The sequence below is a fragment of the Bradyrhizobium niftali genome, from assembly GCF_004571025.1.
Lineage (GTDB): Bacteria > Pseudomonadota > Alphaproteobacteria > Rhizobiales > Xanthobacteraceae > Bradyrhizobium > Bradyrhizobium niftali.
The window spans coordinates 255,769-272,937 of the sequence record NZ_SPQT01000002.1 but is presented as its reverse complement, the minus strand read 5'-3'; the positions used below and the strand labels follow the sequence as shown (position 1 = coordinate 272,937).

Annotated in this window: 16 protein-coding genes; 10 read left to right on the top strand and 6 right to left on the bottom strand. The window is 65.6% G+C overall.

The features are described from left to right. Positions 1-407 precede the first annotated feature (407 nt). Both E4K65_RS06440 and alr read left to right on the top strand, forming a co-directional pair. Positions 408-1,919: a replicative DNA helicase gene (locus E4K65_RS06440; protein WP_135173439.1), complete on the top strand. Its 1,512-nt coding sequence runs from the start codon at positions 408-410 to the stop codon at positions 1,917-1,919. 46 nt (positions 1,920-1,965) lie between these two features. Continuing rightward, positions 1,966-3,243, top strand: a complete 1,278-nt coding sequence (gene alr, locus E4K65_RS06435; RefSeq protein ID WP_025576281.1) for an alanine racemase — start codon at positions 1,966-1,968, stop codon at positions 3,241-3,243. Between the two features lie 163 nt (positions 3,244-3,406). Here the strand turns inward: alr and E4K65_RS06425 are convergent, their stop codons facing one another. Then, positions 3,407-3,625: a hypothetical protein gene (locus tag E4K65_RS06425; RefSeq protein WP_025576279.1), complete on the bottom strand. Its 219-nt coding sequence runs from the start codon at positions 3,623-3,625 to the stop codon at positions 3,407-3,409. 40 nt (positions 3,626-3,665) lie between these two features. On the opposite strand from E4K65_RS06425, the gene E4K65_RS06420 reads away from it, so the two are divergent. Continuing rightward, entirely contained in the window at positions 3,666-4,436 is a 771-nt protein-coding gene (locus tag E4K65_RS06420) for an exodeoxyribonuclease III (RefSeq protein ID WP_025576277.1), read from the top strand. Between the two features lies 1 nt (position 4,437). Here the strand turns inward: E4K65_RS06420 and E4K65_RS06415 are convergent, their stop codons facing one another. The 3 genes from E4K65_RS06415 to E4K65_RS06405 form a co-directional block, all read right to left on the bottom strand. Next, positions 4,438-5,256: an SGNH/GDSL hydrolase family protein gene (locus tag E4K65_RS06415; protein ID WP_135173437.1), complete on the bottom strand. Its 819-nt coding sequence runs from the start codon at positions 5,254-5,256 to the stop codon at positions 4,438-4,440. Positions 5,257-5,340: 84 nt separating this feature from the next. Further along, positions 5,341-5,709 carry a GFA family protein gene (locus tag E4K65_RS06410; protein WP_025576274.1) on the bottom strand — a complete coding sequence of 123 codons (369 nt, stop codon included), beginning with the start codon at positions 5,707-5,709 and terminating at the stop codon, positions 5,341-5,343. 75 nt (positions 5,710-5,784) lie between these two features. Further along, positions 5,785-6,102 carry a hypothetical protein gene (locus E4K65_RS06405; protein WP_135173436.1) on the bottom strand — a complete coding sequence of 106 codons (318 nt, stop codon included), beginning with the start codon at positions 6,100-6,102 and terminating at the stop codon, positions 5,785-5,787. 186 nt (positions 6,103-6,288) lie between these two features. Here E4K65_RS06405 and E4K65_RS06400 point away from each other — a divergent pair, with 186 nt between their 5' ends. From E4K65_RS06400 to E4K65_RS06370, 7 genes are all read left to right on the top strand, one after another. Then, on the top strand, positions 6,289-7,017 hold the full coding sequence (locus E4K65_RS06400; RefSeq protein ID WP_135173435.1) for a sulfite exporter TauE/SafE family protein: 729 nt from the start codon (positions 6,289-6,291) through the stop codon (positions 7,015-7,017). A 17-nt stretch (positions 7,018-7,034) separates the two neighbouring features. Next, positions 7,035-8,480, top strand: coding sequence for a DNA repair protein RadA (gene radA, locus E4K65_RS06395; protein ID WP_025576269.1), 1,446 nt, complete (start codon positions 7,035-7,037; stop codon positions 8,478-8,480). 167 nt (positions 8,481-8,647) lie between these two features. Further along, entirely contained in the window at positions 8,648-9,277 is a 630-nt protein-coding gene (locus E4K65_RS06390; protein ID WP_011086837.1) for a CvpA family protein, read from the top strand. Between the two features lie 30 nt (positions 9,278-9,307). Next, on the top strand, positions 9,308-10,831 hold the full coding sequence (purF, locus tag E4K65_RS06385) for an amidophosphoribosyltransferase (RefSeq protein WP_025576266.1): 1,524 nt from the start codon (positions 9,308-9,310) through the stop codon (positions 10,829-10,831). Between the two features lie 156 nt (positions 10,832-10,987). Beyond that, complete coding sequence (locus E4K65_RS06380) at positions 10,988-11,728, top strand: SDR family NAD(P)-dependent oxidoreductase (RefSeq protein ID WP_135173434.1); 741 nt, start codon at positions 10,988-10,990, stop codon at positions 11,726-11,728. 104 nt (positions 11,729-11,832) lie between these two features. Continuing rightward, entirely contained in the window at positions 11,833-12,981 is a 1,149-nt protein-coding gene (locus E4K65_RS06375; protein ID WP_135173433.1) for an NHL repeat-containing protein, read from the top strand. A 170-nt stretch (positions 12,982-13,151) separates the two neighbouring features. After that, the gene (locus E4K65_RS06370) at positions 13,152-14,378 is read left to right on the top strand and encodes an ABC transporter substrate-binding protein (RefSeq protein WP_135173432.1); all 1,227 of its coding nucleotides are present in this window, start codon (positions 13,152-13,154) and stop codon (positions 14,376-14,378) included. 105 nt (positions 14,379-14,483) lie between these two features. On the opposite strand, the gene E4K65_RS06365 is transcribed toward E4K65_RS06370, so the two are convergent. Then, complete coding sequence (locus E4K65_RS06365) at positions 14,484-15,740, bottom strand: TCR/Tet family MFS transporter (RefSeq protein WP_135173431.1); 1,257 nt, start codon at positions 15,738-15,740, stop codon at positions 14,484-14,486. Further along, positions 15,737-17,119: a ribosome biogenesis GTPase Der gene (der, locus tag E4K65_RS06360; RefSeq protein WP_135173430.1), complete on the bottom strand. Its 1,383-nt coding sequence runs from the start codon at positions 17,117-17,119 to the stop codon at positions 15,737-15,739. The genes E4K65_RS06365 and der overlap by 4 nt, the downstream gene beginning before the upstream one ends. Positions 17,120-17,169 lie beyond the last annotated feature (50 nt).

Here is a 17,169-nt window from a genome sequence, read left to right as displayed (position 1 = left end):
CAAAGAGACCCGAACCTCATTCGACGTGCAGGACGACCTCCGCACCGATTACGCCCTGATCGCTACCGGCGTCGGGGCGGCCCTGGTTGCGCTGGTCTACCTCCTGCTGGTCTGAGCCCGAGCCGAAAGCGGCCAGCGCGCGGCATTTCGCGCGCTCTTCATACGTCTGCACGCCAATCCAATAGGTTCACGGTTTCAGGATATTTCCATGGCACGGTCGCGGCCGCTTCCGGGCCGGGGCGAGTTCCGGAAAAATCCGTCAAGCGCGGTGCATGCTGCGGCCGCTAATCATCCACCATTTTAACTGAGCGGTTGATAGCGGTCAGCTTTTGCTTCCGCTTTGGGCGCAGGCGGCGCTTTATCCCGGCCCCGCATCCGCCCAAGAAAATTGCTAAGCACGTCCGACCATGGCCCTGACTGATTCGAACGTTCTCAAACTCGCGCCTGACGCAGGAACTCCGACCTATCGGAGCGCGCCGCATAATATCGAGGCGGAACAGAGCCTTCTGGGCGCAATCCTGGTCAACAACGATGCCTTCTACCGCGTCTCCGACTTCCTGGAGGCGAAGCATTTCTTCGAGCCGCTGCATCAGACCATCTTCGACACCGCCGGCAGCCTGATCCGGATGGGCAAGGTCGCCACGCCCGTCACGCTGAAAACGTTCCTGCCCGCCGATACCGATGTCGGCGGCATGACCATCGGGCAATATCTGGCGCGCCTCGCTGCCGAAGCGACCACCATCATCAACGCCCAGGATTACGGCCGCACCGTCTACGACCTGTCGCTGCGGCGCGACCTGATCGGCATCGGCGAGGACATGGTCAACGTCGCCTACGACGCCCCGGTCGATTTCCAGCCGCGCGCGCAGATCGAGGACGCCGAGCGGAAGCTGTACGAACTCGCCGAGTCCGGCCGCTATGACGGCGGCTTCCAGAAATTCTCGCAGGCGCTGACGGTTGCCGTCGATCTTGCCGCGAAGGCGTTTCAGCGCGATGGAAAGCTGTCGGGCATCTCGACGGGTATGCGGGACCTCGACACCAAGATGGGCGGCCTGCAGCACTCCGACCTCATCATCGTCGCGGGACGCCCCGGCATGGGCAAGACGTCGCTCGCCACCAACATCGCCTACAACGTCGCGCAGGCCTATGTCGCCGAGATCCAGGCCGACGGCACCACGAAGGCCGCCAATGGCGGCGTGATCGGCTTCTTCTCGTGCGAAATGTCGGCCGACCAGCTCGCCACCCGTATCGTGGCCGAGCGCACCGGCATCCCCTCCTCCCACATCCGCCGCGGCGGCATCACGGAAGCCGATTTCGAGAAGATCCGGCAGGTCTCGATCGAGCTACAGTCGCTGCCGTTCTATGTCGACGCGACCGGCGGCCTGTCGATCGCTCAGCTGATGGCGCGCGCGCGCCGCCTGAAGCGTCAGAAGGGCCTCGATCTCCTCGTGATCGACTACATCCAGCTGCTGTCGGGCTCGGGCAAGCGCGCCAGCGACAGCCGCGTGCAGGAAATCACGGAGATCACGACTAGCCTGAAGGCACTGGCGAAGGAGCTCAACGTTCCCGTGATCGCGCTCTCGCAGCTCTCGCGCCAGGTGGAATCGCGCGACGACAAACGGCCGCAGCTCTCCGACTTGCGTGAATCCGGATCGATCGAGCAGGACGCCGACGTCGTCCTGTTCGTTTACCGCGAGGAATATTACCTCGCGATGAAGGAGCCCCGCCCAGGCACGCCCGAGCACGAGAAGTGGCAGCTTGACATGAGTCTTGCGCACGGAAAAGCCGAGGTCATCATCGGCAAGCAGCGCCACGGCCCGACAGGCACCGTTGACTTGGCCTTCGAAGCCTCGGTCACGCGGTTCGGTGACCTCGCGCCTGACAGTCAGCTGCCAGCTCGCAGCGGCAACGACTACTGAGTTCCTTGAACCAGACCGGCCTCTTGCGTAAAACGGCGCCATGACAATGGCGTCCGACCCGAAAATGATCCCGCAATCCGGCCTTCTCTCTGCGGAGGCCAACGAGGCCGCCGCGCTCGCAGCCTTCGGCGGCGTGCTCACCGTCGACCTCGACGCGATCATCGCCAACTGGCGCAAGCTCGAGAAGACGGCGGTGCCGGCCGAATGCTCGGCCGTGATCAAGGCCGATGCCTATGGCTGCGGCGCCGCGCAGGTCGCGCGTGCCCTCCACAAGGCCGGCTGCAAGACCTTCTTCGTCGCCACCATCGAGGAGGCGCGCAAGGTGCGCGCCGCCGTACCGGAACCGACCATCTACGTGCTCGGCGGCTATTTCCAGAACACCGGCGAGCACTACGCCCAGATCAATTGCCGTCCGGTGATCGGCGATCTCAACGAGCTCGCCGAATGGGACGTGTTCTGCCGCCGCACCGGCTGGAACGGAGGCGCCGCTATTCATATTGACACCGGCATGAACCGGCTGGGGCTGACGCTTGCGGAAGCGCAGGCCATCATTCCCCGCATCAATGCCGGCGATCATGGCATCACGCTGGTGATGAGCCATCTGGTCTCGGCCGAGCAGCTCAACAGCCCGGTCAATGCAAAACAGCTCGCCTCCTTCCGCGGCATCGCCAGCGAATTCTCCGGCGTACCGGCGGCGCTCGCCAATTCGTCCGGAATCTTCCTCGGCGCCCCCTTCCAGTTCGACCTGGTGCGGCCGGGCGCCGCGCTCTACGGCGTCAACCCGACGCCGGAGGCCGACAATCCGATGCAGCCGGTGGTCGACCTCAAGGCGCGCATCGTGCAGATCCGCAATATCGAGCGCGGCGAGAGCGTCGGCTATGGCGGCACCTGGACCGCGCGCCGGCCGACCAAGCTTGCGATCATCGCGGTCGGCTATGCCGACGGCTATTTCCGCGCCGCCAGTTCAAACGACGGCACGCGCGGCGCAGAGGTGATCGTTGCCGGCAAGCGCTGCCCGGTCGCAGGCCGCGTCTCCATGGACCTGATCGCGATCGACATCACCGATCTGCCGCCGAACGCGGCACGGCGCGGCCACATGGTGACGCTGATCGGCGAAGGCATCACCGTCGACGAGCTCGCGCATCATTTCGGCACGATCGGCTATGAGGTGCTGACCAGCCTCGGCCACCGCTATGCCCGCGTCTACAAGGGCGGCAACGTGGAGGAGCCGCTGACACTGCCGTCCTCCGCACAGGCGGCCGAGCAACCGCCCTCGCCGCCGCCGGTCGAGCAGCCGGCGAGCCCGCCGCCGCTGCCGAGCTGAGCGACAACCCTCGTGTGCCCCGGACGCAGCGCAGCGCTCCTTCAACGGTGCGCTGCAGAGCCGGGGCCCATCTCTCCGCTTTGTGCCGTGTCGCCTTTTGGGTCCCGGCTCTGCGCAGCAACGCTCACGCGTTGCGGCGCGTCCGGGACACGAGAGTGGGCGCTTACTTCTTCTTCCTGCTGTCGAGCGCCGCCTTGCAGGTCGCGCTGAGCTGGTCACGCTTGCCGTTGAGGCAGGCGACGATGCCGCCGCCCGGCGCGAGGCCGGCGCAGAATTTGTCGTAATCCGCCTTGCACGCGCCGCGCGGATCGGCCGATTGTGCCGAAGCCGCACCGGAGAACGCGGCAACGACGACGATGGCAGCAAAGCTCAACTTGGACATTGTATCTCCGGTGTCGGAAGGCAGGAGCCAGCAGCTCTACATGAAGATCGCGACGTTCAACATCAACAACATCAACCGCCGCCTGCCCAATCTGCTGGCATGGATGCGCGCGGCGAAGCCCGATGTCGTCGCGCTCCAGGAATTGAAGGCAAGTGATGGCGAATTTCCGGCGGGCGCTATCGAAAAGGCCGGCTATGGCGCAGTATGGCGTGGACAAAAAACCTGGAACGGCGTTGCCATCCTCGCCCGCAATGCCGAGCCCGTTCTCACCCGCGACCGCCTGCCCGGCGACCGTGACGACCACGAGGCGCGCTACATCGAGGCCGCCGTGCGCGGCATCATCGTCACCAGCATCTACCTGCCCAACGGCAATCCCCAGCCGGGGCCGAAATTCGACTACAAGCTCGACTGGTTCGCGCGCCTGAAGCGCCACGCCAAGACCTTCATCAAGCAGGACCTGCCCGTGGTGCTCGCCGGCGACTACAACGTGGCGCCGACCGCGATCGACATTTATCCGACGAGATCCTGGGACAAGGACGCGCTGATCCAGCCGAAGAGCCGCGCGGCCTTTGCCTCGCTGGTCACGCAAGGCTGGTGCGACGCGGTCCGCGAGCTTCATCCGGACAAGCGCATCTACACATTCTGGGACTACAAGCGGAACCGCTGGCCGCGCGATGCGGGCCTGCGGCTCGATCATCTGCTGCTCAGCCCCGCCCTCGTTTCACGCCTGGCCAAGGCCGGTGTCGACAACAAGGTTCGGGGCGAGGACGGCGCGAGCGATCACGCACCGGCCTGGATCGTCCTGCGCTAGATCAGCGGCCGTAATACTCCTGCACAGTGTCCCATGCCGCCTTTTGCAGCAGCTGCGCCGTCTCGGGATCGAGCCCCATGATGTAGGAATTGCCGACCGGCGAGCGACCTGTCAGCGCGGCGAGCGTCGTGCAGGCCGCCAGATACGTGCCGGCCGGACTCGGATGCCGCTTGTCCGGCGCATAGAGGTTGAGTTCGGGCTGAAGCTTGCGGACGCGCGCGAAGGCAAGGCCCGCGGGAATGACCAGCGCATCATTGGCATTGCCGGCGACCGTGTAGGCCTCGGCCAGTCCCTCGGTCATGTCAGGCTTGTCGGCGTAGGCCCAGGACATGAACAGCACCGGCCGCATGTCGTGGGCGCGGACGATCTCGCTGTCCTTCTTGGCGAAGGCGGCGAAGGCGTCTTTCAACTGCGGATGGATCGGGCACTGGCTGCAATCCATCATCACGACCGCGTCGAACTGCTTGCCGGGCTTGTTGAAGATCACGACGTTCTGCTCGTCGAACGAGTAGGCGCCGATGCCGCCCGGCCGCAGCAGATTGTCCATGTCGTGCCAGTCGAGGCCGGAGCCGCCGATCGTGGCCATGGTGTTGCGATACGCCGCCTTGTTGGCTGCATCCGCAGCCCGCTCCATGAAGGAGAGATGCCCGGGCATGCCGTTGTTGTAGTAGAAGAAGCTGTTCCCGACGAACAACGCCGCCTTGGGGAAGTCAGGTCCGAGCGTCGTGACCTTCGGCTTGGTCTGCGCCTGCGCCGCGCTGAAGCTGGCTACAACGCCCAGACACATTGCGAGCATCGCTCGCGTCAAAAGACGCATCATGGGTTTCCTCCCCTTTTCTGCTCACCGAGGCCGGAAACAGATCAGCTTTCTCCGGCAGCCTCAAGAGGACGGGAGGCAGCATTCTCACCACAAATTCTTGCCGTCGATCACGTTGACCGGCACGGCGTCCAGATCGAACTCATCGAACAGGCGCGCGTTGACGCCGACCCTGGGATTGTCGAAGTCGGGCTTGCCGGTCGACCAGTCCGGCGACTCCGAATAGGTGCCGCAGCCGCAGTTTGCGCAGAAATGGTGTTTGACGGTGCGGCTGCCCCAGAGATAGGTCGCGACGTTTTCCGGCGGCGACAGCAGGCGGAACTGCGCCGGCTTGTAATAGGCCCACAACGCGCCGCGCTTGGCGCAGAGCGAACAGGTGCAGCGCGTCACGTTCGAGGGCGCCTCCGTCACCTCGAACACCGTTTCACCGCAATGACAGCTTGCCTCGATCGGCATGACCCGCTCTCCGTTTTGTCAGGAGATGGTCATAGCCGGCCCCTGCTGCCAACATGCTGTCAGCAGCAGAATTCGTCATGGAATCTCGTTCGCGGACAGCCGCCTGGCATTCGCGGCCACATGCTCGCGATAGCGCTGGACGATGGCGGCCGGCGTTGCCCCCGCAAGCAGCCCCGCGGCAGCCTCGAAGGCTGCGGCGATCTTCTCGCTCACCATCAGCACGGCCTCCTGCCCGGCGGCCTCATCGCCGTGGCTGAGCTTCTCGCAGCGCAGCCGCACCACTTCACTCGCTTCGACCGCGAGCATCGCGCCGGCGTACCAGGGAAAACCGTTGTCGGATCCGCCGAGCACGGCATGGCGGTCGAGCGCGGAGAAGGAATGGTGACCGGGCATCGCGGGACCTCAAATTCTTTGAGCGAAGGCTCCGATCAATACGCTTCAAAGTCTAAGGATCAGGCCGCCGAGCAGGTCGGATTGGCGGTTCCGGCAACACCGCCGATTAACTACGAGACAAGCGCCCCGATCGTTCGCCCTGCACGCCTCCACCAGCTAAACTGCGCCGATTCCCGGAGCCCGCCCTTGGCCTTTCTCTTCGTCCTCACCGTCGGCCTCGTCGCCGGCACCATCTCAGGCATCGTCGGCACCGGCTCGTCGATCATGTTGATGCCGGTACTGGTCTATGCGTACGGGCCGAAGGAAGCCGTGCCGATCATGGCTGTGGCCTCCGTGATGGCGAATTTCTCGCGGATTCTGGCCTGGTGGCGCGAGGTCGACTGGCGGGCCTGCGCTGCCTATTCGGTGACGGGCATCCCGGCCGCAGCGCTTGGCGCGCGCACGCTGCTGGCGCTGCCCTCGCACACCGTCGATCTCGCCATCGGCATCTTCCTGATCGCGATGGTGCCGGTCCGGCACTGGCTGGCGCGGCACGACCTCAAGGCCAATCTCTGGCATATGGCGATCGGCGGTGCCGTCATCGGCTATCTCACCGGCATCGTGGTCTCGACCGGCCCGCTCAGCGTGCCGCTGTTCCTGTTCTACGGCTTGAGCAAGGGCGCGTTCCTGGCGACGGAAGCCGCCGCCTCGCTCGGCCTCTACTTCGCGAAATCCGTGACCTTCGAACGCCTCGGTGCGCTGACGGGCGACGTCTTCATCAAGGGCCTGATCGCGGGTTGCTCGCTGATGTCAGGTGCCTTCATCGCAAAGCGGTTCGTGCTGCATTTGAAGCCGGATGTGTTCCGGCTGGTGATGGATGCCATCATGGTGGCGGCGGGTCTCTCCATGCTATGGAATGCCACACAATCCCCCTGACAGCCGATTCACCTCCCATGGCCAAGAACACGCTTTCCTTCGTCTGCCAGAACTGCGGCGCGGCCTACAACCGCTGGCAGGGCAAATGCGAGTCCTGCGGCGAGTGGAATACGCTCGCCGAGGAAGACACGAGCGGCAGCGTGCCGGTCTCGATCCGCTCCAAGCGCAAGGGCCGGACGTTCGCGCTGGAGAGCCTCGCCGGAAAGAGCCCGGATGCGCCGCGCCTGTCCTCAGGGATGACCGAGCTCGATCGCGTCACCGGCGGCGGATTCGTCCGCGGCTCGGTGCTGCTGGTCGGCGGCGATCCCGGCATCGGCAAGTCGACGCTGCTGACGCAGGCCACCAGCATGATGGCGCGCGCCGGCCACCGCATCGTCTACATCTCCGGCGAAGAGGCGGTGGCCCAGGTGCGCCTGCGCGCCGAGCGGCTCGGCCTGTCGGACGCCCCGGTGCAGCTTGCGGCCGAGACCTCGGTCGAGGACATCGTCTCCACGCTGTCGGAGGGTGCGGTTCCCCGCCTGATCGTGATCGACTCGATCCAGACCATGTGGACCGACACCGTGGAATCCGCGCCCGGCACGGTCACCCAGGTGCGCGCCTCCGCGCAGGCGCTGATCCGCTTCGCCAAGAAGACCGGCGCCGCCATCATCCTGGTCGGCCACGTCACCAAGGACGGCCAGATCGCCGGCCCCCGCGTGGTCGAACACATGGTCGACGCGGTGCTGTCGTTCGAGGGCGAAGGCTCGCAGCAATTCCGCATCCTGCGCGCCGTCAAGAACCGCTTCGGCCCGACCGACGAGATCGGCGTGTTCGAAATGACCGGCCTTGGTCTGCGCGAGGTCACCAACCCCTCCGAACTGTTCCTGTCGGAGCGCGATCTCGGCACGCCGGGCACCGCGGTGTTCGCGGGCATCGAGGGCACGAGGCCGGTTCTGGTCGAATTGCAGGCACTGGTCGCTCCGACCTCGCTCGGCACCCCGCGCCGGGCCGTGGTCGGCTGGGACCCGAGCCGGCTCTCGATGGTGCTGGCGGTGCTGGAGGCCCATTGCGGGGTCAAGCTGTCCGGCCACGACGTCTATCTCAACGTCGCAGGCGGCTTGCGCATCCACGAGCCGGCGGCGGACCTGGCCGCGGCGGCGGCGCTGGTGTCCTCGCTGGTTAATGCCCAGTTACCCACGGACGCAGTCTATTTCGGCGAGATTTCGCTCTCGGGCGTGGTCCGGCCGGTGGCACAGACCCCGGCCCGGCTGAAGGAAGCTGCCAAACTCGGCTTCCAGCGCGCCGTGCTTCCCGAATCGGCCCGGGGTGAAGCCGGTGGCGACGCCGGACTGTCGCTCAATGCGGTGAACAGCCTGACGACTTTGGTGGCCGAGATCGCCGCCCGCGGCTCTCGTCGGGGCGAATCCGGCGGATCGGCAGAGAAAAATGCCACACCGGCAAGATTCCGCCGTGGAGAGGGGTAGCCGGAGGTGACGTCCCCGGCCCCCGCCGCTATACAGCCGTCACAAAAGCAGCATGGGATTGCGTGGTTGCGGCCTTGCCGGGAACGCCGTCTGCCCCTCTTTTAGGGCGGCGGCCAAACACCGATTCGCTGAGCACCTTTGAGAGTACGAGCGGACCAGACCAGCCGATGCCAGTAACACTCCTCGACCTGATCCTGCTCGGTGTGATGCTGATCTCGGGCCTGCTTGCCATGGTGCGCGGCTTCATGCGCGAAATCCTGTCGATCGCAGCCTGGGGCGCGGCGGCGATCGTGACGCTGTACTCCTTCTCCAAGCTGCTGCCGACCGCAAAGACCTATTTCAACAACGACACGGTCGCGAGCGTGGTCGTGGTCGCCGGCGTGTTCGTCGGTACCCTGGTCGTGGTCTCCGTGATCACCGTCCGGATCTCCGACATGATCCTGGATTCGCGGATCGGCGCGCTGGACCGCACCCTCGGCTTCCTGTTTGGCCTCGCTCGCGGGCTTTTGATCGTCGTGGTCGCCTTCCTGTTCTTCACCTGGCTGGTGCCGGACAAGCAGCGCCCGGACTGGGTGACGGGGGCGAAATCCCGCGTGGTGCTCCAGGGAACCGGCGATTGGCTGATGGCGCTCTTGCCGGATGACCCCGAGAACACCATCTTGAAGAGATTCAAGAAAAACAAACCAGATGATGATCAAGCTGATTCCGAGCAGCAGCCTTCGGGCAGTGGCGACGGATACAGTAAACCTGCTCGTGACAGCCTGAAAAAGCTGATCGAGAAACCTGCGGCGCGTTGATTAGGCCCTAAAGAGAGGCGCGGAGACGAGATGCGACACCCTGACCAGGACGCCCAACTTGATCTCGATCCCAAAGCCGGTCTGAGCCCGGCCGCGCTGGAGCTTCAGGACGATCTGGAAGGAGATACGCTCCGCGAGGAATGCGGCGTCTTCGGCATCTACGGCCACCCGGAGGCGGCCGCCATCACGGCCCTCGGTCTCCACGCTCTTCAGCACCGCGGCCAGGAAGCCGCCGGCATCGTCTCCTATGACGGCAGCCGCTTTCACAGCGAACGCCGCCTCGGCCTCGTCGGCGACACCTTCTCCCGCCGCGAGGTGATCGACCGCCTGCCCGGGAACATGGCCGTCGGCCATGTCCGCTACTCCACCACCGGCGCCACCATCCTGCGCAACGTGCAGCCGCTGTTCGCCGAGCTCAATGCCGGCGGCCTTGCGGTCGCCCATAACGGCAACCTCACCAACGGCCTGACGCTGCGCCGCGAGCTCGTGAAGAGCGGCGCGATGATGCAGTCGACCACCGACACCGAGGTGATCCTGCACCTGGTCGCGCGCTCCCGGCGCACCCGCTTCATCGAGCGCTACATCGACGCGCTGCGCGAGATCGAGGGCGCCTATGCGCTGGTCTCGCTCACCAACAAGAAGCTGGTCGGCGCGCGCGACCCGCGCGGCATCCGCCCCCTGGTGCTCGGTGAGCTCGACGGCTGCCCGATCCTGACCTCCGAGACCTGCGCACTCGACATCATCGGCGCGCGCTTCATCCGCGACATCGAGCCGGGCGAAGTCATCGTGTTCGACGAGAACGGCCAGGACATCCACAAGCCATTCCCGCCGATGGCGCCACGTCCCTGCATCTTCGAATACATCTATTTCTCCCGTCCGGATTCCATCGTCCACGGCCGCTCGGTCTACGAGGTGCGCAAGGCCTTCGGTGCGCAGCTCGCGCGCGAGAGCCACGTGCCGATCGACGTCGTCGTGCCGGTGCCGGATTCCGGCGTGCCCGCCGCGGTCGGCTACAGCCAGCATTCCGGCGTGCCGTTCGAGCTCGGCATCATCCGCAACCACTATGTCGGCCGCACCTTCATCCAGCCGACGCAGGCGATCCGCGAATCCGGCGTGCGCATGAAGCATTCGGCCAACCGCGCCGCGATCGAGGGCAAGCGCATCATCCTGATCGACGACTCGCTGGTGCGCGGAACCACCTCGAAGAAGATCGTGCGCATGATGCGCGATGCGGGCGCGAAGGAAGTGCATTTCCGCCTCGCTTCGCCCCCGATCCTCTATCCCGACTATTACGGCATCGACCTGCCGGATCGCGGCGGCCTCTTGGCGGCGACGCATTCGCTGGAGGAGATGCGCGAGATCATCGGCGCCGACTCGCTCGCCTTCCTGTCAATCGACGGCATGTACCGCGCCATGGGCGAGCCCGGCCGCGACCCGGCCAATCCGAAATTCTCGGATCACTGCTTCACCGGGGCGTATCCGACCCACCTCACCGACCAGACCCAGACCGAGCAGCAGCCCCGGCAGCTGTCACTGCTGGCGGAGGCGAGCTGACGGCGAAGCCGTCATCCCGGGGCGCGCGATAGCGCGAACCCGGGATCTCGAAGTCGTATCATAGCCTCTGGATTCCGGGTTCGATGCTTCGCATCGCCCCGGAATGACGACCAGGCGGGGGCTTGCCCCAGCCGTTCACGCCTGTAAAACGCGGCCATGACAAAGCCCCTCGCCGACCGCATCGCTCTCGTCACCGGCGCCTCGCGCGGCATCGGCTTCGCCACGGCCAAAGCGCTGGCGAAGGCCGGCGCGCACATCGTCGCGGTGGCGCGCACGCAGGGCGGGCTGGAAGAGATCGACGACGAGATCCGGAAAGAGGGCGGCAGCGCCACGCTGGTACCGCTCAACCTCACCGATTCCGACGGCATCGCGCGGCTCGGGGCCGGCCTGCACGAACGCTACGGCAAGCTCGACATCCTCGTCGGCAATGCCGGCGTGCTCGGCCCCTCCTCGCCGATCGGCCATATCGAGCTGAAGACCTTCAACGACGTCATGGCCGTCAACGTCTCCGCCAACTTCCAGCTCATCCGCTGCATGGAGCCGCTGCTGAAGCAGTCCGACGCCGGCCGCGCCGTGTTCATCACCTCGGGCGCCGCCAACAAGGCGACCGCCTATGTCAGCCCCTACGCCGCCTCCAAGGCCGCGCTGGAAACGTTGGCGCGCGCCTGGGCGCAGGAGACCGCGAACACGCCTCTTCGCATCAACCTGTTCAACCCCGGCCCGATCCGCACCCGCATGCGTGCAACCCTGATGCCGGGCGAGGATCCTGCGACACTCGACACGCCCGAGCAGGTCGCCGAATTCATCTTGCCGATGTGCGCGCCTGACTGGACCGAGACCGGCAAGTTCTACGACTACAAGACGCGCAGCCTGATGAGCTTCCGCTCGCCGGCCTGATTGACTTGACCAATTGGCTCGGCCGATTGACTTGGCCCCCTCCCCGCGATTGACTGCCCGCGCTCAAGCGGCAGCAAGCCGCAAGCCAAAAAAGGGAGGTTGCCATGGCACCATGGCATGATCGCGCAGGCGCTGGCCGTGCGATCGCACGCGTCTCTCACGCCTTCTCCATCCTGATCGCGGCACTCGCATTTGCGCTTCCGGGCGTTGCGACCGCCGGCGATGTCCCGACCTTCGCCGTCGATCCCTCCTGGCCCAAGCAGCTGCCGAACAACTGGATCCTCGGCCAGGTCGGCGGCATCACGGTCGATTGGCAGGGCCACGTCTGGGTGATCCATCGCCCACGCTCGCTCACCGACGACGAGAAGGGCGCGAGCCTCAATCCGCCACGCTCGAAATGCTGCATCTCGGCGCCGCCCGTGCTCGAATTCGACGCCGACGGCAATCTGCTGCGCTCATGGGGCGGTCCGGGCGAAGGCTACGAATGGGTCGGCCGCGAGCACGGCATCGAGGTCGACGAGCGCGGCTTCGTCTGGGTCGGCGGCAACGCCGACAACGACAACGCGATTCTGAAGTTCACGCTCGACGGCAAGTTCGTCGCCCAGATCGGCAAGATCGCGCCGAGCCTCGGCAGCAACGACACGACGCAGCTCGGCAAGCCCGCCGAGACCGCGATCGACAAGGACGCCAACGAAATCTACATCGCCGACGGCTATGGCAACCGTCGCGTCATCGTGTTCGACGCGAGCACGCTGGCCTACAAGCGGCACTGGGGCGCCTATGGCAACAAGCCGGATGACAGCAAGCAGGCGCCCTACGATCCCAAGGCGCCGGTTGCCCAGCAATTCGGCAATCCCGTCCATTGCGTGAAGCTCGCCAATGACGGGCTGGTCTATGTCTGCGACCGCATCAACAACCGTATCCAGGTGTTTCGGAAAGACGGCACCTTCGTGAAGGAGTTCTTCTTCGAGAAGAACACGCTCGGCAACGGCGCGGTGTGGGACGTCGCGATCTGGCCCGATCCGAAGCAGACCTGGCTGCTCAGCGCCGACGGCGAGAACAACGAGATCAGGGTGATCAGGCGCGATGACGGCAGCGTGGTCGGCAGCTTCGGGCACAACGGCCGCAATGCCGGTCAATTCCACTGGGTGCATGCCATGGCGATAGATGCCAAGGGTAACGTCTATACCGCCGAGGTCGATACCGGAAAGCGCATCCAGAAATTCAGGCTGACGTCGGACGCGCTCAAATAGCGCCTCAACGCATTTTGCCCAAAAGTTAACCGACGGATGACGTAACGACGCAGCGTCATCCGGCTTTAGGCGCATTGCCGCCGGCCGTGGGACAGGCTAGAGCCATCAGCCAGAAACAAGGCTCCTCCAAGAGAGCCGTCCGGATATTTGACAGTGGAGGAGATTCTGACATGACAACGACGCTCGCGCGCCGCTATGCCGCGCTTCTGGCTTGTGCCGCATTCGGCTTTGCAACCTCTGCGCATGCGCAGGACAAGACCATCAAGATCGGCGTGTTGAACGACATGTCGAGCCTCTATGCCGACATCGGCGGCCCCAACTCGGTGGCGGCGGTCAAGATGGCGGTGGAGGACTCCGGGCTTGCCGCCAAGGGCTGGAAGATCGAGGTACTCAGCGGCGATCACCAGAACAAGCCCGACATCGGCGTCAACATCGCGCGGCAATGGATCGATGCCGACAAGGTGGACGCCATCGCGGACACGCCGAGCTCCGGCGTTGCCCTCGCGGTGAGCAACCTCGTCAAGGATAAGAATTCGGTGCTGCTCAATTCGGGCGCCGCCACGGCCGACCTCACCGGCAAGGCCTGCACGCCCAACACCGTCTCCTTCACCTACGACACCTACATGCTCGCCAACGGCACCGGCAAGGCCCTGACGAAAGCAGGCGGCGACAGCTGGTTCTTCCTGACCGCGGACTACGCCTTCGGCCACGCGCTGGAGCGCGACACCAGCGCCGTCGTCACGGCCACCGGCGGCAAGGTGCTCGGCGGCGTCAAGCACCCGCTCAACTCGTCCGACTTCTCGTCGTTCCTGCTGCAGGCGCAGTCCTCGAAGGCCAAGGTCATCGGCCTTGCGAACGCCGGCGGCGACACCACCAACGCGATCAAGCAGGCGGCCGAGTTCGGCATCGTGGCCGGCGGCCAGAAGCTCGCCGCGCTCCTGCTCTTCATCAACGACGTCCATTCGCTTGGCCTGAAAACGGCGCAGGGGCTGACCTTCACCGAGTCCTTCTACTGGGACCTCAACGATAAGACCCGCGAATGGTCGAAGCGCTTCCAGAAAGTGTCGCCCAAGGGCTCGATGCCCTCGATGACGGTGGCAGGCCTCTACGCGGAAATCCTGCACTACCTGAAGGCAATGGAAGCGCTCGGCAGCAATCCGCATGACGGCGCCAAGGTCGTCGCCAAGATGAAGGAGCTGCCGACCGACGATCCGCTGTTCGGCAAGGGCCCGCTGCGTGCCGACGGCCGCCGCCTGATTCCGGCCTATCTGTTCGAGGTGAAGAAGCCGGAAGAGTCGAAGGGCCCGTGGGACTACTACAAGCTGGTCGCCACCATCGCGCCAGAAGACGCGGCCAAGCCGCTCGAAGCCAGCGACTGCCCGCTGGTGAAGAAGTAAGCCAACCAGCGCTGCTGTAGGGTGGGCAAAGGCGCGTAAGCGCCGTGCCCACCATCTCTCCGCGGGCTGACGAAGCAGCGGTGGGCACGCTTCGCTTTGCCCACCCTACGAGACCGTCTTCGTCGTCGCCAACGTCCGCATCGCGATGGCTATGCATACCACCATCAGCGCACCCGCGAGGAGGAATGGCGCGCCGGGCAGATGCAGCGGCGCGCTGCTCCCGATGAAGTATGAAAACGTCAGCGTGAACAGGAACGGCCCGACGAGCTGCGACACGCTCTGCACGCTCGCGGTTGCGCCCTGCAACTGGCCCTGCTGATCGGGCGCGACCAGCCGCGTCATCAGCGATTGCATCGCGGCACCCGAGATGCCCCACAGCGACATCACGGGAATGCCGATCCAGAACAGCGGTCCGGTCGGCGCAGCGCCGAAGATCACGAAGCCGATCGCGCCACAGCACAGGCCCAGCAACAGTGTGGTCCGCTCGCCGAGCGCGCGCACGATCGGGCCGATGGCGAGCCCCTGCACCACCATGGCGCAGATGCCGACCATCGCGAGCGTCAGCCCGACCGTCTTGGAATCCCACCCGTAGCGATAGGTCGCGTAGAGCACGAAGGTCGAGGGCAGCACGACATGGGCGACCTGCGCGATGAAGTTGACGATCGACAGCGCGGCCAGCATCGCGTTGGAACGCAGCAGATGCAGCGCCCCGACCGGATTGGCTCTGGTCCAGCGGAACGGCGCGCGCTTGTCGGGCGCCAGCGATTCCGGCAGGACCAGGAGCCCATAGAGCGCATTGGCAAAGCTCAAAGCCGCCGACGCCCAGAACGGCAGGCGCGGATCGATGTCGCCGAGCAGGCCGCCGAGCGCCGGGCCCAGAATGAAGCCGGCGCCGAAGGCCGCACCAATCTTGCCGAAGATCGCCGCGCGCCGCTCCGGCGGCGTGATGTCGGCGATATAGGCGAACGCCGTCGAGATGCTGGCCGAGGTGATGCCGGAGATCACGCGCCCAATGAACAGCCACGTCAGCGACGGCGCGAGCGCCATCAGCACGTAGTCGGCGGCGAGCCCGAAATTCGACAGCAGCACCACCGGCCGCCGTCCGAAACGATCCGACAGCGCGCCCAGCACCGGCGAGAACACGAACTGCATCAGCGCCCAGGCGGTGCCGAACAGGCCGAAGATGCGGGCCGCGTGTGCGGTGTCGTTGTCGACGAAGCTCTCGACGAGCTTTGGCAGGATCGGCATGATCACGCCGAGCGCGAGCATGTCGAGCAGGATGGTGACGAAGATGAAGGCGACCGCGCCGCGCCGGACCGGCGCAGCGCCCTGCGCCATGGCCTCGCCGGCATCGCTGCTCACGACGGCCGCTTGCGCTTGTGGGCGAAGGGGTTGGCCTTCTCGCGCAAGGTGATGCGCACGGGCGTGCCCGGCAGATCGAAAGTCTCGCGCATGGAATTGGTCAGGTAGCGCAAGTACGACTGCGGCACCGCGTCGGCCCGCGAGCAGAACAGCACGAAGCTCGGCGGCCGCGCCTTGGTCTGCGTGATGTAGTTCAGCTTCAGCCTGCGGCCGGACACGGCGGGCGGCGGATTGGCCTGGACCGCCTGCTCGAACCAGCGATTGAGCGCGGACGTCGACACGCGTCTGTTCCAGACCGCGTAGGCGTCCTGGATCGCCTGCATCAGGCGCTCGATGCCCTCGCCCAACAGGCCCGATACCGCGACGATCGGCACGCCCTTGACCTGCGGCAGCCAGTGGTCGGCGTCGCGGCTCAGGCCCGAGATCGCGCCGCCGCCCTTGGTCTCCATCAGGTCCCATTTGTTGGCGGCAAGCACGAGCGCGCGGCCCTCGCGCTCGACCAGATCGGCAATGCGCAGATCCTGCTCCTCGAAGCGGTTCTGCGTATCCATCATCAGCACGACGACTTCGGCAAAGCGCACCGCGCGCAGCGCGTCGGCGACCGAGAGCTTTTCCAGCTTCTCCTCGATGCGCGAGCGACGCCGCAGGCCGGCGGTGTCGAACACGCGAAAATCGCGGCCCTTCCAGTTGATCTCGACCGCGATGGAATCGCGCGTGGTGCCGGCCTCCGGGCTCGTCAGCAGGCGCTCCTCGCCGAGCAAATGGTTGATCAGCGTCGACTTGCCGGCATTTGGCCGGCCGACGATGGCGACCCGGATCGGGCGCGTCGCGGCCTCTTCCTCGGAGAGCGGCGCGTCGTCCTCGTCCTCATCTTCGTCGACGGGCTCGGGCATCAGCTTGGCGAGGGCGTCATAAAGCTCGCCCATCCCCTCGCCGTGCTCGGCCGAGATCTGGATGGGATCGCCAAGACCAAGCGCGAAGGCTTCCATCGCGCCGGCATCGCCATGCTTGCCTTCGCTCTTGTTGGCGACCAGCAGCACCGGCTTGTTGGCCTTGCGGGCGAAATCGGCGAAGGCGCGGTCGGTCGGCGTGAGGCCGATGCGGGCATCGACGACGAAGAACAGCGCGTCGGCCTGCGCGATCGCGGCCTCGGTCTGCTCCTGCATCCGCGCGGTCAGCGAGCCCTTGGCGCCCTCGTCGAGGCCGGCGGTGTCGATGATGGTGAATTCGAGGTCGCCAAGCCTGGCCTCACCCTCGCGGCGGTCGCGGGTGACGCCCGGCAGGTCATCGACGAGCGCGAGCTTTTGCCCAACCAGGCGGTTGAACAGCGTCGATTTGCCGACATTGGGCCGGCCGATAATGGCGATCGTGAAGGACATCGGTCATTCGTGCGCTGCGAAGGCCGCGCCTGTCAATGCAATGAAATTAT